This is a genomic window from Blastococcus sp. OS1-29, from assembly GCF_057628075.1.
Genome location: NZ_JBXXJK010000004.1, coordinates 82443 through 96253, shown reverse-complemented (window position 1 = coordinate 96253; position 13811 = coordinate 82443). Strand labels below are relative to the sequence as shown.

Below are 13811 nucleotides of genomic sequence, written 5' to 3'. Positions count from 1 at the left end.
CTCACATCCGGAAGACGCCGAAGCCGGCGTCTCCCCTGCCAGCACCTACGCCTTCGATCTCGCGGTTGGCGATGGCCGAGAGGCACAGCCCGAGGACGGTCCGGGTGTCGCGGGGGTCGATGACGCCGTCGTCGTACACGCGGCCGGACAGGAACATCGGCAGCGACTCCGCCTCGATCTGCGCCTCGACGGCCGCGCGCATCGCGGCGTCGCCGTCCTCGTCGTAGGGCATCCCGCGCGCCTCGGCGGCGGCGCGGGCCACGATCGAGAGCACGCCGGCCAGCTGCGCCGGACCCATGACCGCGGACTTGGCCGACGGCCAGGCGAACAGGAAACGCGGGTCGTAGGCCCGGCCGCACATGCCGTAGTGGCCGGCGCCGTAGGAGGCGCCCAGCAGCACCGACAGGTGCGGCACCCGGCTGTTCGAGACGGCGTTGATCATCATCGCGCCGTGCTTGATGATGCCGGCCTGCTCGTACTCGCGCCCGACCATGTAGCCGGTGGTGTTGTGCAGGAACACCAGCGGGATGTCGGTCTGGTTGGCCAGCTGGATGAACTGCGCGGCCTTCTGCGCCTCCTGGCTGAACAGCACGCCCTGCGCGTTGGCCAGGACGCCGACCGGATGACCGTGGATGCGGGCCCACGCGGTCACCAGCGACGGCCCGTACCGCGGCTTGACCTCGTCGAAGTCGGAGTCGTCGACGACGCGGGCGAGCACCTCGCGCGGGTCGAAGGGTCGGGACAGGTCGTCGCCGACGATGCCGAGCAGTTCCTCCTCGGCGTACCGCGGCACCACCGAGGGACCCGGCACCGGGCCGCGCTTGCGCCAGTTCAGCCGCGCGACGATCCGCCGTCCCATGCGCAGCGCGTCCAGCTCGTCGGCAGCGACGTGGTCGGCGAGGCCGCTGACCCGGCCGTGCATGGCCGCGCCACCGAGCTCCTCCTCGCCGGCGACCTCGCCGGTCGCCATCCGCACGAGGGGCGGGCCGCCGAGGAAGACCTTGGCCCCGCCGTCGACCATCACGACGTGATCGCTCATGCCGGGCACGTACGCGCCGCCGGCGGTGGAGTTGCCGAAGACCAGCGCGATGGTCGGGATGCCGGCCGCCGAGAGCCGGGTCAGGTCGCGGAACAGCTGTCCGCCGGGGATGAAGATCTCCTTCTGCGTCGGCAGGTCCGCGCCGCCGGACTCGACCAGGTTGATCAGCGGCAGCCGGTTCTCCCGGGAGATCTGCATCGCCCGCAGCGTCTTCTTCAGCGTCCACGGGTTGCTCGCGCCGCCGCGGACGGTCGGGTCGTTCGCGATCAGCACGCACTCGACGCCCTCGACCACACCCACCCCGGTGACCACGCTGGCGCCGACGGCGAAGTCGCTGCCCCACGCGGCCAGCGGCGAGAGCTCGAGGAACGGGCTGTCGACGTCGACCAGCAGCTCGATCCGCTCGCGGGGCAGCAGCTTGCCGCGCTTCCGGTGCCGGGCTACGGCCTTGTCGCCACCGCCTGCCAGCGCCTTGGCGTGCTCGGCGTCCAGCGCGTCGAGCGCCGCCAGCATGGCGTCGCGATTCGCCGCGAACTGCCCCGACGCGGGGTCGAGCGTCGAACGGAAGCGGGTCACAGAAGAGCCTCCGGGATGTCGAGGGTGCGGCCACGCAGCCATTCACCGACGGCCTTGCCCTGCGGGTCGAACCGGGTGCTGGCGGCCACCCCGCGGCCGAGCAGGCCGTCGATGACGACGTTCACGGCCCGCAGGTTCGGCAGGACGTGCACGGTCACCGGCAGCTCCGCCGCCTCCGGCAGCAGCTCGCGGATCTTCGCGGGCGTGAGGGTCGCGGCCAGCCAGGCCGCGGCGTCGTCCGTCCGCGCCCAGAGACCGACGTTCGCCGTCCCGCCCTTGTCCCCGCTCCGCGCCTGCGCCACCGCACCCAGCGGCGCCCGCTGGGTGGGTCCGCCGACAGTTGCGCTCTGCTCCGCCGGTGTGAGCGGAGCGCAACTGTCCGGGGAGGAGGTCACTGCCGGCGGGGGGACGCCGATCCGGGTGCCGTCGGGCCGGACGGCGACGTGCGGGACGGCGTCCTGTGGCACGTAGGCCGCCGTGTAGACGCCGAACGGTGAACCGTTGCCCGGCGGCGCGGTCAGGTGGAACCCGGGATAGCCGGCCAGCGCCATCTCGACGGCGGCGCCGCTGAACGCCCGGCCCACGACGTCCGCCGAGGGGTCGAGCGCGGCGCAGCGCAGCAGCACGCTGGCGCCGGCCTCGGTGTCGGCATCCGGGCGCTCGACCCCGACGGTCGACCACGTCATCTCCGCGGGCCGCGCGGGCAGGGCCGCCTCGAACTGGGCGCGGGCGAACGCCGCCTTGGCCTCGATCCGGTCGCCGGTGAGCACGAAGGTGACCTCGTTGCGGTGGCCGCCGAGGGCGTTGAGGCAGACCTTCGTCGTGGGGGGCGGAGCCTCTCCGCGCACGCCCGAGATGCGCACGCGGTCGGGGCCGTCGTCGGAGAGCCGGATCGTGTCGAACCGGGCCACCACGTCCGGGCCGGCGTACCGCGGGCCGGTGATCTCGTAGAGCAGCTGCGCGGTGACGGTGTCCCGGTCGACGACGCCGCCGGTACCCGGGTGCTTGGTGATGACGCACGAGCCGTCGGCGGCCAGCTCGGCCAGCGGGAACCCGGGGTGCAGCAGCTGCTCGATCGGGTGCTCGTCGAACGCGGAGAGGTTGCCGCCGGTGGCCTGGGCCCCGCACTCGAGGACGTGCCCGGCCACGACCGCGCCGGCCAGCGCGTCCAGGTCGTCGCGCCCCCAGCCGAAGTGCGCGATCCCGGGCCCCACCACGAGCGAGGCGTCGGTGACCCGCCCGGTGACGACGACGTCCGCGGCGGCGCGCAGGCACTCGGCGATCCCGAACGCGCCGAGGTAGGCGTTGGCGGTCAGCGGCACGCCGAGACCGAGCTCGGCCGCGCGCGGGAGCAGGTCGTCGCCCTCGACGTGCGCGATCGCGGAGGGCACCCCCAGCCGCTCCGCGAGTTCCCGCAGCGCAGCAGCGAGCCCGGCGGGGTGCAGCCCGCCGGCGTTGACGACGATCCGGACGCCGCGGTCCGCCGCCAGCCCGAGGCACTCCTCCATCTGCGCGAGGAAGGTGCGGGCATAGCCCCGGGCGGGGTCCTTCGCGCGGTCCCGTCCGAGGATCAGCATCGTCAGCTCGGCGAGGTAGTCACCGGTGAGGACGTCGAGCGGTCCGCCCTCGAGCATCTCCCGGACGGCGGACCGCCGGTCGCCGTAGAAGCCCGACGCGTTGCCGATCCGCAGCGGCGCGGTCATGCGCCGGCACCCGCAGCGGGGCGGTCCTTCCCCGGCGGGCCGGCGAAGGCCTGGGCGATGTCCAGCCAGCGGTCGGCATCGGCACCGGTGGCCTCCAGGGCGAGGTCGGCCCGGTGCCGGCGGCGGGTGACCCGCAGGCAGAAGTCCAGCGCCGGGCCGGTCACCCGCTGCGCGGCGTCGTCCGGCCCCCACGCCCAGATCGAGCCGTCGGGCGCCGTCAGTTCCACGTGGAACGCTTCGGCGGGCGCGGGAAGCCCCCGCTGCGCGAACGCGAAGTCCCGGGTCCGGACGCCGATGTGGGCGACGTGCCGCAGCCGCGCGGAGACCGACGGCGGCAGGCCGAGGGCGTCGGTGACGTCCAGCCCGTGCGCCCAGGTCTCCATGAGTCGCGCCGTGGCCATGGACGCCACGCTCATCGGCGGCCCGTACCAGGGGAGCTTGGTGCCGGCGGGAAGGGAGCCCAGCGCCTCGGCGAGCGCCGCGCGCCCGGTCCGCCATCGCGTCAGGAGCTGCTCGGGGGCGGTCGTGGCCCCCTCGGCAGCAGCGTCGTCGACCGCGCGGGCCAGCGTGTCCGCCGCCGCGCTGGCGCCCTGCCGGAACGCATCAGGGTCCCGCGCGGCCTGGAGGGCCTGCTCGTCGGTCCACGCCAGGTGAGCGATCACGTGGGCGGTCGTCCAACCCTCCGCGGGGGTGGGCATCAGCCAGGCGGTGTCCTCGAGACCGGCGACGACCGCCTCGAGGGCGTCCCCCTCGGCGGCCAGGTCGGCGAGCAGCCCTGCCGGGTCCGCCATGTCACCTCCACCCGCGGCGATCGCATTGACCGCCCGTACGGTCAGCCTGCGGTGGAACCGGCGTCGCCGTCAAGGGCCGCGCTCAGCGCCTCCTCCACGACGCGCGCGACCTGCCCGTCCGGGGCGGCCAGTGCCCTAGCCGCAGCGGGATCGACGAGGACGCCCGCGAGGACGGAGTCGGCGAACGACTCCGCCACCTCGGCGACCGATCGTGGGCCGGCCGGGTCGAACCAGGTCCACATCCAGTGCACCGCGCCGAAGAGCTGCAGCGTGCGCAGCCGCTCGTCCCCCGGTCGGAAGCGGCCGGTGGCCACGCCGTCGGCGAGCACGCTCTCGACCAGCTCGCGGTACTCGCCGCGCAGCGCCTGGGACGTCTCCATGCCCGGATCGGCGGCGAAGCGGACCACCTCGCGCTGGAAGGCGACCGTCGCCCACCGGTCGACCACCTGGTAGCGGACGCCGAGATGGACGAAGGCCGCCAGCCGCTCGGCCGGCTCGACCAGCCGGGTCCAGACAGCGCGCACCTCGGCCAGGCGGCGGCGCATGTAGTTCTCGTGCAGCTCGCGCAGCAGCGCGTCCTTCGTGCCGAAGTGGTGGACGATGGTGCCCTTGCTGATGCCCAGCTCGGCCGCCAGGTCGCCGAAGTTGGTGCCGTCGTAGCCGCGCTCGGCGACGGCCCGGGTGAACGCATCCAGAATCTCCGCACGGCGGCTGTCGCGACGCGGCACGGAGTCCTGCGCGGTGACCACGCGCTGACCGTACGGACGGACAGTCGGGTCTGGCCAGCACCGGCGCCGTGCGGCAGTCTTCCGAGTCGTGCTCCTCGATGCCGCCCTGCTCTCCGCCGGATTCGACGACGTGCCGGCCACGGCCCGCGACATCGAGGCGCGCGGCTACTCCGCGCTCTGGGCCTCCGAGGTGGCTCACGATCCGTTCCTGCAGTTGCTCGCCGCTGGCCAGGCCACCGAGCGCCTGCAGGTCGGGACGGCCATCGCGGTGGCCTTCGCACGCTCCCCGATGACGCTGGCGACCACGGCCTACGACCTCCAGCGCTACACCCGCGGACGGTTCGTCCTCGGCCTGGGCACCCAGATCAAGGCGCACGTCGAGCGGCGGTTCTCGATGCCGTGGACCGCGCCGGCCGCTCGCATGCGGGAGTTCATCGGGGCGCTGCACGCGATCTGGGATGCCTGGCAGCACAGTTCGCCGCTCCGGTTCCAGGGCGAGCACTACCGGCACACCCTCATGACTCCGATGTTCTCGCCGGAACCGCACGAGTGGGGCGCACCGCCGGTCTACCTGGCCGCCGTCGGGCCGCTGATGACCCGGCTGGCCGGCGAGGTCGCCGACGGGCTGCTGGTGCACGGCTTCACGACCGAGCGATACCTGCGCGAGCGGACGCTCCCGGCGCTGGAGGAGGGCCTGTCCGCCGCCGGCCGCGAGCGCTCCGCGGTGGCCGTCACCCTGCCCGGTCTGGTCGTCAGCGGGCGCACGGAGGAGGAGATGGCGGCCGCAGCGGCCGCGGTGAAGGGCACGATCGCGTTCTACGGCAGCACACCCGCCTACCGACCCGTCCTCGCACTGCACGGCTGGGAGAGCCTCGCCGACGAGTTGCATGCGCTGTCGGTCGGCCGCCGCGAGGACAAGTGGACGGCGATGCGCGACCTGGTCGACGACGAGGTGCTCGGCACCTTCGCCGTCGTCGCGGAGCCGGACGACGTGGCCGCGCAGGTGCGCCGGCGCTACGACGGCCTGGTCGACCGGTTCAGCGTGTACGCCTCCTACCCGGCGTCCCTGGACCTGTGGGATCCCCTCGTCCGCGCCTTCCACTGATCCTGGCCGTCCCCAGGCCGGACGTCTCGGGCATACTGGCATTGGGAATCATTGTCAGTAACGAGGAGTTCCGCCGTCGTGCACCGGACCACCGCCGCCGCCGCTCTGGCGTCCCTCGTCGCGCTCACCGTCTCGGGGTGCTCGGCCGGCGCCGCGACCAGCGCCGTCTCCCCGGGCGATCCGGCGACCTGCCCGGGCGAGGTCGTCGACGTGGTGGTGTCCGTGGGCCAGTGGGGTGACCTCGTCCGGCAGCTGGGCGGCGCGTGCGCCACGGTGACGACCCTCATCTCCTCCGCGGCGATCGACCCGCACGACTTCGAACCGGGCACGTCCGCGCTCGCCGCCATCTCCTCCGCCGACCTCGTGGTGCTCAACGGCGCCGACTACGACCACTGGGCGGAGAACGCCGTGTCCGCCCTCGATCCCGAGCCCGCCGTGGTCAGCGCTGCCGACGTCGCCGGCGTCGCGGCCTCGGGCGCCGACCCGCACCTCTGGTACTCCCCCGACGTCGTGCACGAGATGTCCGACGCGGTGCACGGCGCGCTGTCGCGGCTCGCGACGGCGAAGGCGGCCGACTACCTCGCTGCGCGGGCCACCGCCTGGACCGACGCGTTGGTCCCGTACGACGCCGCCGTCCGGAGGCTGTCCGCGCTGGCTCCGGGACACACGTACGCCGCCACCGAGCCCGTGTTCGACCGGATGGCCGCCGCGATCGGACTGCGGGACGCAACCCCCGAGGGTTACCGCCGCGCCTCGAGCAACGACAGCGAGCCCGCGCCCGCCGATCTCACCGGGTTCGATGCCGCGCTGGCCGACGGCAGCATCGACGTCCTCGTCTACAACACCCAGACCAGCGGAACCGTCCCGACGCAGCTGCGCACCGCCGCGGAGCGCGCGGGCGTGCCGGTGGTCGAGGTCTCGGAATCGCCGCCCGACGCGGAGGGTTCCTTCGTCGCGTGGCAACTGGCCCAGCTCACGGAGCTCTCGAACGCCCTGGGCGGGACCTCGTGACCGCCCCGGACGAGCGCCCGCCCGCCCTCGCGATGACTGACGTCAGCGTCGTCCGCGGGGGTCGCACGGTCTGGTCGGAGGGCACGTTCAGCGTGCGGTCCGGCGCCGTCGTCGGCGTCATCGGGCCCAACGGCGCCGGCAAGACGACGCTCTTCCAGCTCGCCCTCGGCCTGCTGCCCGCCGCCACCGGCCGGGTCGAGGTACTGGGCGCCGCCCCCCGACGCGGCAACCGGCGGATCGGCTACGTGCCGCAGAACTACACCGCCGCCCTCGGACACGCGATCCGCTGCCGCGACCTGGTCACCCTCGGTCTCACCGGGGGCCGGTTCGGCCTGCGGCCCACCTCCGCGGCCGAGCGGGCGCGCGTGGACGACGCGCTGCGCCGGGTCGGGGCACTCGAGTTCGCCGACCGGCGGATGTCGGAGCTCTCCGGCGGCCAGCAGCAGCGGGTCGCCATCGCCCAGGCGATCGTCGACGACGCCGAGCTTCTGCTGCTCGACGAGCCGCTGGCCAACCTCGACCTGCGCAACCAGCAGGAGATCGTGCGGCTGCTCGGAGAGCTGCACCGGGACCGCGACGTCACGATCATGGTGGTCGCCCACGACCTGAACCCCATGCTGCCGGTGCTCACCGAGGCGATCTACCTGCTCGACGGCCACCCGCACCACGACCCGATCACCGATGTGGTGCAGGAGGAGCTGCTCACCCACCTCTACGGCACCCCGGTGGGCGTCGTCCGGACGGCGCAGGGCGACCTGTTCACCCGCGCCGCCTGGCGGGACATCCGATGAGCGCACTGGCGTCGGTTCAGTTCCAGTCGAACTGGCTGCAGATCCTGCAGAGCCCGTTCATGGTGCACGCGCTGATCGGCGGCTCGTTCGTGGCCGTCGCCGCGGGCCTGCTCGGCTACTTCGTCATCACCCGGCAGAACGCCTTCGCTGCGCACGCGCTCGCACACATCGGCTTCCCGGGCGCCACCGGCGCGATCCTCATCGGTGCGCCGGTGACCCTCGGGCTGGCCGTCTTCTGCATCGGTGGCGGCCTGCTGATCGGGCTGTTCGGACGGCGGGTGGCCGACCGGGAGATGGCCACCGGCACGATCCTCGCCCTCGCCACGGCGCTGGGCGTGCTGTTCGCCTCGCTGGCCAGCGCCAACGCCAGCACCACGACCTCGGTGCTCTTCGGCAACCTGCTCGCGATCTCGCGCGACCAGTTGCTGATCTACGGCGCCTTCACCCTCGCTGTCGTCGGCACGCTCGCCGTCCTCGCCCGGCCGCTCGTCTTCGCCTCCGTCGATCCCGCGGTGGCCGAGGCCCGCGGGGTCCCGGTGCGCGCCCTCGGCCTGGCGTTCGTCGTCCTCCTGGCCCTAACCATCACCATGGCGGTCCAGGTGGTCGGCACCCTGCTGCTCTTCGCCCTGGTCGTGACTCCGGCCGCGACCGCGCTCCGGATCACGGCCCGGCCGATCCGGGTGGCGCTGATCTCCGTCGCGCTCGCGCTCGGCGCCGTGTGGGGCGGCCTGGTGCTGGCGGCGATGGTCGACCTGCCGCCGAGCTTCTTCATCGTGTCACTGGCGGTGAGCGCCTGGGTCCTCGTCCTCGCGGTGGTCGGACGGCGGCAACGACGTCCGGCGGAACCCCTCGTGGACGCCCACCACCGCCACTGACCTGGGCCGGCGTGAGCGATCTCTCAGCGGTTGCGGCACAGATCACCGGTTCGGGCGTTTGCCCGCGCGCCGAGCGGGGGCACGCTGTGTACATGGCCGACTCTGCTCACGACGTCCGCGTATCCGACGACTCCACCGAGGCCCAGACCGATGAGTCCGGCACCCCCGAGCAGGCGACCGTGACCGTCGCCCGCATGCTGGCCAACCCCCGCCGGGTCCGCCGCAACTGAACCGACGCTGACGCAGAGTCACGTCGCCCACCCCAGGAGCCCCACCGCTCCCCGGCGTCCCGGGTAACCCGGACGCCTCTCGTCACCCAGAGCAACCATCTCCGGCGTGCCGCGAACTGCTCCGTCACGGATGTGCGGCACGATCGCTGACGTGACCGCCGCCCTGTCCCTCGCTCCCGCAGACGACGCAACCGGACCCGTTCGCCGCAGCCGTGCCGAGCGCCAGGCGATCGTGCTGGACACCGCCGAGCGACTCTTCGCCGGTCGCAGCTCCCGCAGCGTCGGCATGGACGAGCTGGTCCGCGAGACCGGCCTGGGCAAGATGACGGTCTACCGGCTCTTCAAGAGCAAGGACGACCTGGTCGGCGCCTACCTCGCCCGCAAGTCCGCCACCGTGCTCGCGTTCATCGACGCCGAGCTGGTCCGCCTCCAGGGCGACCCGCGGGCCGCACTGCTGTCGGTGGTCGACGCCGTCGAGCGGGACGTCACCCGCACCGGCTTCCGCGGCTGCCCGTTCAACAACGTCAGCAGCGAGTACGACGACCCGCAGCACCCCGCCCGCAGTGCGGCCGCCGACTACAAGTTCGAGCTGTACGGCAGGCTCGAGCGGCTGGCCGAGCAGATCGTCCCGGGTGCCGGTGAGGACCTGGCGGCGCAGATCCACCTGATCATCGACGGCATGTACCTCTCCGGCGGCCTCCTCGGCCCCGACGGTCCCGCTGCGCACGGCCGCCAGCTCGCCGAGCGCCTGATCGAGCTGGCCGCGTCCCGCGTCTGACCTGAGGATGGGAGCGTGTCCGACGACCGCACCCGCCCCGACCTCGACGACGCGACGGTCGAGGGGCTCGGCAAGCTCTCCGAGGCCCTCGAGACCGTCGACCAGGCCCGCGGCCTGCTGTACGGCTTCCACCAGCTGACCGGCAAGGCCGACCGCCTGCTCCAGGACGCCGTGCGGATGTTGCGGGACGCCGGCCATGGCGCGCTGGCCGACGACCTCGACCGCGACCTGGTCGGCCGCAACGTCATCGCCGACCGGTGGACCTTCCAGGTCGTCGAGGACTTCGACGCGAACTACTGGGGCGCCTTCCGCGACCTCGACGCGCGCGCACGCGACGAGCTGGCCGACGGCGACCGGCACGTGTTCGAGGCGCGGATGAAGCAGTCCGAGCGGACGAAGGGCCACCCCGAGCACGAGGCGGGACCAGCCCTCCACGAGTGAACGGCCGTGGACCGCTCAGCGGCGCCGGGGAACGGCACCTGGTCGCGGTGTCGCCCGGAGGGTGACAGTGTCATTGCCGTGACGACGCCGACACCGGACGACGAGCGCGAGGCCGGCCCACTCGGCAGCGAGGTGGCGCCGCCCGGGGACGAGGAATCCCAGGGCGGAGGCGGGGACTCGGTCGCGGGGCCGAGCTATCCCCCGGCGGAGACCGAGCCCGACGCACACTGAGGTCACGGGGACGGCGCGCTGAGCAGCGGGCGTCCCGTGCGGCACCCACACTCAGGGCGTGACCACTTCCGAGCCCCGACCAACCAGCGCTCCCGGCACCGACCCGACGATCGGGGTCCCGGCCGCGGACGCCGCGAACCCGCCGACCATCGCCACGGGCGGGACCACGCCCGCACCACCGCAGCAGGCACCGCCGCGACCGCGGCGCACCGGGCGGACGATCGGCCGCAGCCTCGCCGCCGCCCTGCTGGTCTTCGTCACCGTCGTGCTCGTGCTGTTCGTCATGTTCAACACGCAGACGGTGCAGATCAGCCTCGTGTTCACCGACGTCCAGGCGCCGCTGGTGCTCGCCCTCGTGATCGCTGCCGTCCTCGGCGCGCTCGTGGCCGGCCTCCTGGGGGCGGTGATGCGGGCGCGGCGCCGCAACCGCTGAGAACCGGCTCCTCATCGTCCTGGGACCGGTGGAATCCGACCCCTATGAGCGTGTCACCGGCGATGGACTTGCTCGTTGCTACTCGTGAGTAATACCGTTTGTTACTGGTGAGTAGGAAACCGCCGCTCACCGGCACGGAGCACGGGAGCGCAGCGTCATGAGCCACTACACCGCCAATCTCCGCGACCTCGAGTTCAACCTCTTCGAGTTCCTGGACACCAAGGACCGCTTCGGCACGGGGCCGTTCGAGCAGATGGACACCGAGACCGCCCGCGGGGTGCTGGCTGAGATCCGCAAGCTCGCCGAGGGCCCGATCGCCGCGTCCTTCACCGACGCCGACCGCAACCCGCCGGTGTTCGACCCGGCCACGCACTCGGTCACGCTTCCCGAGTCGTTCAAGAAGTCGATGAAGGCGATCAACGACGGCGAGTGGTGGCGTCTCGACGTCCCCGAGCACCTGGGCGGCTTCGGCGCCCCGCATGCGCTGACCTGGGCCGCGTTCGAGATGGTCCTGGGCGCGAACCCGGCCGTCTTCATGTACGGCTCGGGTGCGGCGTTCGCCGCCGTCCTCGACGAGCTGGGCACCCCGGACCAGAAGAAGCTCGCCGAGCTCATGCTGGAGAAGGGCTGGGGCGCCACGATGGTGCTCACCGAGCCCGACGCCGGCTCCGACGTCGGCGCCGGCACCACGAAGGCCGTGCAGCAGCCCGACGGCTCGTGGCACATCACCGGCGTGAAGCGGTTCATCACGTCGGCCGAGCACGACCTGAGCGACAACATCATCCACCTGGTGCTGGCCCGTCCCGAGGGCGCGAAGGCCGGCACGAAGGGGCTGTCCCTGTTCGTCGTCCCCAAGTTCCACGTCGATCTCGAGACCGGCGAACTGGGCGAGCGCAACGGTGTGTACGTCACCAACGTCGAGAAGAAGATGGGCCTGAAGGTCTCCACGACCTGCGAGCTCACCTTCGGCGACGGTCCGCTGCCGGCGCAGGGCTGGTTGGTCGGCGAGGTGCACGACGGCATCGCGCAGATGTTCAAGGTCATCGAGCACGCGCGCATGTTCGTCGGCGCCAAGGCCATCGCGACGCTGTCGGCGGGCTACCAGGTGGCGCTGGACTACGCGAAGACCCGCGTGCAGGGCGCCGACCTCACCGCCACGTCCAAGGACGCCCCGCGCGTGACGATCACCCACCACCCCGACGTCCGCCGCTCGCTGATGCTGCAGAAGTCCTACGCCGAGGGCATGCGGGCGCTCTACCTGTACGCCGCCAGCTTCCGCGACCAGGTCATCGACGCCGACGCGGTGGGCGATGCGGAGAAGGCCAAGCTGGCCGAGCGCATCAACGACCTGCTGCTGCCGATCGTGAAGGGCTTCGGCTCAGAGCGGGCCACCCAGCTGCTCACCGCGGAGTCGCTGCAGACCCTCGGCGGCTCGGGCTACCTGCAGGACTACCCGATCGAGCAGTACATCCGCGACTCCAAGATCGACACCCTGTACGAGGGCACGACGGCGATCCAGGGCCAGGACTTCTTCTTCCGGAAGATCGTCAAGGACGGCGGCGTCGCCCTCACCTGGGTCGCGGAGCAGATCCAGGCGACGATCGACGCCGAGGTCGGGAACGGCCGCCTCAAGGAGGAGCGGGCGCTGCTGGCCACCGCCCTCTCCGACGTCCAGGGCATGCTCACCGCGATGTTCGGCCACCTCACGGCCGCTCAGGAGGACATGACCTCGCTCTACAAGGTCGCGCAGAACACCAGCCGGCTGCTGCTGGCCACCGGTGACCTGATCACCGCGTGGCTGCTGATCCGCCAGTCCGAGGTGGCACTCGCCGCGCTGGGTGGCGAGGTGAGCGAGAAGGACCGGTTCTTCTACGAGGGCAAGCTCGCCGCGACCCGCTTCTTCGCCACGCAGGTCCTGCCGCGGCTCACCTCCGAGCGGCTGATCGTCGAGAACACCGACAACGCCCTGATGGAGGTCGACGAAGCGGCCTTCTGAGAAAGGACCCCGCTGCCCCCCACCGCTCGCAAGCTCGCGGCGGGCCCCTGCAGCGGAGCCACACCAGCGGCCGCCCCCACACCGTCGTGGGGGCGGCCGCTGTCGTTTCGGGCCGCGCACCAGGGGCATGGCTGGAGACATGACCGAGCCCGAGAACACCGGCTACCAGGACTCGCCCGACACCACCGACCCCGCCGCGGGCACCCAGGGCACGGATGAGGGCGGCGCCCCGCTCACGACGGACGACGACGCGCAGGCCGACGACGGCGTCGTCCGGCCCGGCAACGAGCCGGACTAAGCGCTCATCCCGCCGTCGACGACGAGCGTGCTCCCGGTCGTGAAGCTGCTCTGGGCCGAGGCGAGGTAGAGCACCGACTTCGCGATCTCCTCCGGGCGAGCGTGCCGTCCCAGCGGGATCTGCCGGTTCAGCGACGCGGTCGCGTCGGTGCCGAGCACCGGCGTCAGCCGCTCCTCGACACCCGCCTGGAAGTCGTTCGCCATGGGCCCCGGGTGCAGGGTGTTGACCCGGATGTGGCGGGTGGCCGCCTCCTTCGCCACCGACCGCATCAAGCCCACCTGCGCATGCTCGACGGCCGCGCGGACGCTCTCCCCGGCCGCGGCGCGCAGCCCGGCGACACTCGACACGATCACCACGCTGCCGCCGTCGCTCAGCACGCGCAGCCCGTGCTTGCAGGCCAGCAGCACTCCGCGCACGTGGACGGCGACCAGGTCGTCGAACTCCTCGACGTCGACCTCCGTGACCGGCACGGTGGAGGCCGGCGTCCCGGCGCTCGCCACCAGCACGTCGAGCGACCCGTGCCGGTCGACGACGATCTCCATCGCACGGGCCACGTCGCCCTCGCTCGTCGCGTCGCACGCCACCCCGGACACGTTCACGTCGTCGAGTGCGGCCTCTGCGGCCTTGAGGGCGTCGGGATTCCGATCGGCCAGGACGACCCGGGCGCCCTCCTTCAGGAAGAGCCTCGCCGTGGCGCGCCCCAGGCTGCCCCCGCCGCCGGTGATGAGGGCGACCCGGCCCTCCAGCAGATTCCGCCGGTCGGGGTCGTGCACACGCATGGGCTG

General features: G+C 72.7%; 16 protein-coding genes. 11 read left to right on the top strand and 5 right to left on the bottom strand.

Translation table 11 applies throughout. The annotated features are described in order from the left end of the window. Window position 1: 1 nt before the first annotated feature. Genes AC2H4J_RS11470 through AC2H4J_RS11455 form a run of 4 tightly spaced genes read right to left on the bottom strand, consistent with a single transcriptional unit; the run spans window position 2 to window position 4858 of the window. Window positions 2-1615: an acyl-CoA carboxylase subunit beta gene (locus AC2H4J_RS11470; protein ID WP_487465003.1), complete on the bottom strand. Its 1614-nt coding sequence runs from the start codon at window positions 1613-1615 to the stop codon at window positions 2-4. Then, entirely contained in the window at window positions 1612-3318 is a 1707-nt protein-coding gene (locus AC2H4J_RS11465) for an acyclic terpene utilization AtuA family protein (protein WP_487465002.1), read from the bottom strand. Before AC2H4J_RS11465 ends, AC2H4J_RS11470 begins: the two co-directional genes overlap by 4 nt. Further along, window positions 3315-4109 (bottom strand): TIGR03084 family metal-binding protein, encoded by a 795-nt coding sequence (locus AC2H4J_RS11460; RefSeq protein ID WP_487465001.1) that lies wholly within the window; start codon window positions 4107-4109, stop codon window positions 3315-3317. Before AC2H4J_RS11460 ends, AC2H4J_RS11465 begins: the two co-directional genes overlap by 4 nt. Before the next feature lie 41 nt (window positions 4110-4150). Further along, a complete protein-coding gene (locus AC2H4J_RS11455) occupies window positions 4151-4858 on the bottom strand; it encodes a TetR/AcrR family transcriptional regulator (RefSeq protein ID WP_487465000.1) in 708 nt (235 codons plus the stop codon). 67 nt (window positions 4859-4925) lie between these two features. Here AC2H4J_RS11455 and AC2H4J_RS11450 point away from each other — a divergent pair, with 67 nt between their 5' ends. The 11 genes from AC2H4J_RS11450 to AC2H4J_RS11400 all read left to right on the top strand — a co-directional run bounded on the left by AC2H4J_RS11450 (window position 4926) and on the right by AC2H4J_RS11400 (window position 13026). After that, window positions 4926-5942 carry a TIGR03617 family F420-dependent LLM class oxidoreductase gene (locus AC2H4J_RS11450; RefSeq protein WP_487464999.1) on the top strand — a complete coding sequence of 339 codons (1017 nt, stop codon included), beginning with the start codon at window positions 4926-4928 and terminating at the stop codon, window positions 5940-5942. Window positions 5943-6020: 78 nt separating this feature from the next. Further along, window positions 6021-6953, top strand: coding sequence for a metal ABC transporter solute-binding protein, Zn/Mn family (locus AC2H4J_RS11445; RefSeq protein ID WP_487464998.1), 933 nt, complete (start codon window positions 6021-6023; stop codon window positions 6951-6953). Beyond that, window positions 6950-7744 carry a metal ABC transporter ATP-binding protein gene (locus AC2H4J_RS11440; RefSeq protein WP_487464997.1) on the top strand — a complete coding sequence of 265 codons (795 nt, stop codon included), beginning with the start codon at window positions 6950-6952 and terminating at the stop codon, window positions 7742-7744. The genes AC2H4J_RS11445 and AC2H4J_RS11440 overlap by 4 nt, the downstream gene beginning before the upstream one ends. Beyond that, on the top strand, window positions 7741-8619 hold the full coding sequence (locus AC2H4J_RS11435; protein WP_487464996.1) for a metal ABC transporter permease: 879 nt from the start codon (window positions 7741-7743) through the stop codon (window positions 8617-8619). Before AC2H4J_RS11440 ends, AC2H4J_RS11435 begins: the two co-directional genes overlap by 4 nt. A gap of 92 nt (window positions 8620-8711) precedes the next feature. Further along, window positions 8712-8849: a hypothetical protein gene (locus AC2H4J_RS11430; protein WP_487464995.1), complete on the top strand. Its 138-nt coding sequence runs from the start codon at window positions 8712-8714 to the stop codon at window positions 8847-8849. A gap of 151 nt (window positions 8850-9000) precedes the next feature. After that, window positions 9001-9627 carry a TetR/AcrR family transcriptional regulator gene (locus tag AC2H4J_RS11425; protein WP_487464994.1) on the top strand — a complete coding sequence of 209 codons (627 nt, stop codon included), beginning with the start codon at window positions 9001-9003 and terminating at the stop codon, window positions 9625-9627. 15 nt (window positions 9628-9642) lie between these two features. Next, complete coding sequence (locus AC2H4J_RS11420; protein WP_487464993.1) at window positions 9643-10068, top strand: hypothetical protein; 426 nt, start codon at window positions 9643-9645, stop codon at window positions 10066-10068. A gap of 78 nt (window positions 10069-10146) precedes the next feature. Further along, window positions 10147-10299: a hypothetical protein gene (locus AC2H4J_RS11415; RefSeq protein ID WP_487464992.1), complete on the top strand. Its 153-nt coding sequence runs from the start codon at window positions 10147-10149 to the stop codon at window positions 10297-10299. A gap of 58 nt (window positions 10300-10357) precedes the next feature. Continuing rightward, entirely contained in the window at window positions 10358-10732 is a 375-nt protein-coding gene (locus AC2H4J_RS11410) for a LapA family protein (RefSeq protein ID WP_487464991.1), read from the top strand. A gap of 157 nt (window positions 10733-10889) precedes the next feature. Beyond that, window positions 10890-12728, top strand: a complete 1839-nt coding sequence (locus AC2H4J_RS11405) for an acyl-CoA dehydrogenase (RefSeq protein WP_487464990.1) — start codon at window positions 10890-10892, stop codon at window positions 12726-12728. A 139-nt stretch (window positions 12729-12867) separates the two neighbouring features. Further along, entirely contained in the window at window positions 12868-13026 is a 159-nt protein-coding gene (locus AC2H4J_RS11400; protein WP_487464989.1) for a hypothetical protein, read from the top strand. Here AC2H4J_RS11400 and AC2H4J_RS11395 read toward each other — a convergent pair. Further along, entirely contained in the window at window positions 13023-13805 is a 783-nt protein-coding gene (locus tag AC2H4J_RS11395) for an SDR family NAD(P)-dependent oxidoreductase (RefSeq protein WP_487464988.1), read from the bottom strand. The two genes, AC2H4J_RS11400 and AC2H4J_RS11395, sit on opposite strands and share 4 nt — an antisense overlap. Window positions 13806-13811 lie beyond the last annotated feature (6 nt).

Bases quoted from the DNA above. Each gene is read 5' to 3' on its own strand.
- AC2H4J_RS11465 (WP_487465002.1), bottom strand. From the start codon at position 3,318: ATGACCGCGCCGCTGCGGATCGGCAACGCGTCGGGCTTCTACGGCGAC.
- AC2H4J_RS11460 (WP_487465001.1), bottom strand. From the start codon at position 4,109: ATGGCGGACCCGGCAGGGCTGCTCGCCGACCTGGCCGCCGAGGGGGAC.
- AC2H4J_RS11435 (WP_487464996.1), top strand. From the start codon at position 7,741: ATGAGCGCACTGGCGTCGGTTCAGTTCCAGTCGAACTGGCTGCAGATC.
- AC2H4J_RS11430 (WP_487464995.1), top strand. From the start codon at position 8,712: ATGGCCGACTCTGCTCACGACGTCCGCGTATCCGACGACTCCACCGAG.
- AC2H4J_RS11405 (WP_487464990.1), top strand. From the start codon at position 10,890: ATGAGCCACTACACCGCCAATCTCCGCGACCTCGAGTTCAACCTCTTC.
- AC2H4J_RS11400 (WP_487464989.1), top strand. From the start codon at position 12,868: ATGACCGAGCCCGAGAACACCGGCTACCAGGACTCGCCCGACACCACC.
- AC2H4J_RS11395 (WP_487464988.1), bottom strand. From the start codon at position 13,805: ATGCGTGTGCACGACCCCGACCGGCGGAATCTGCTGGAGGGCCGGGTC.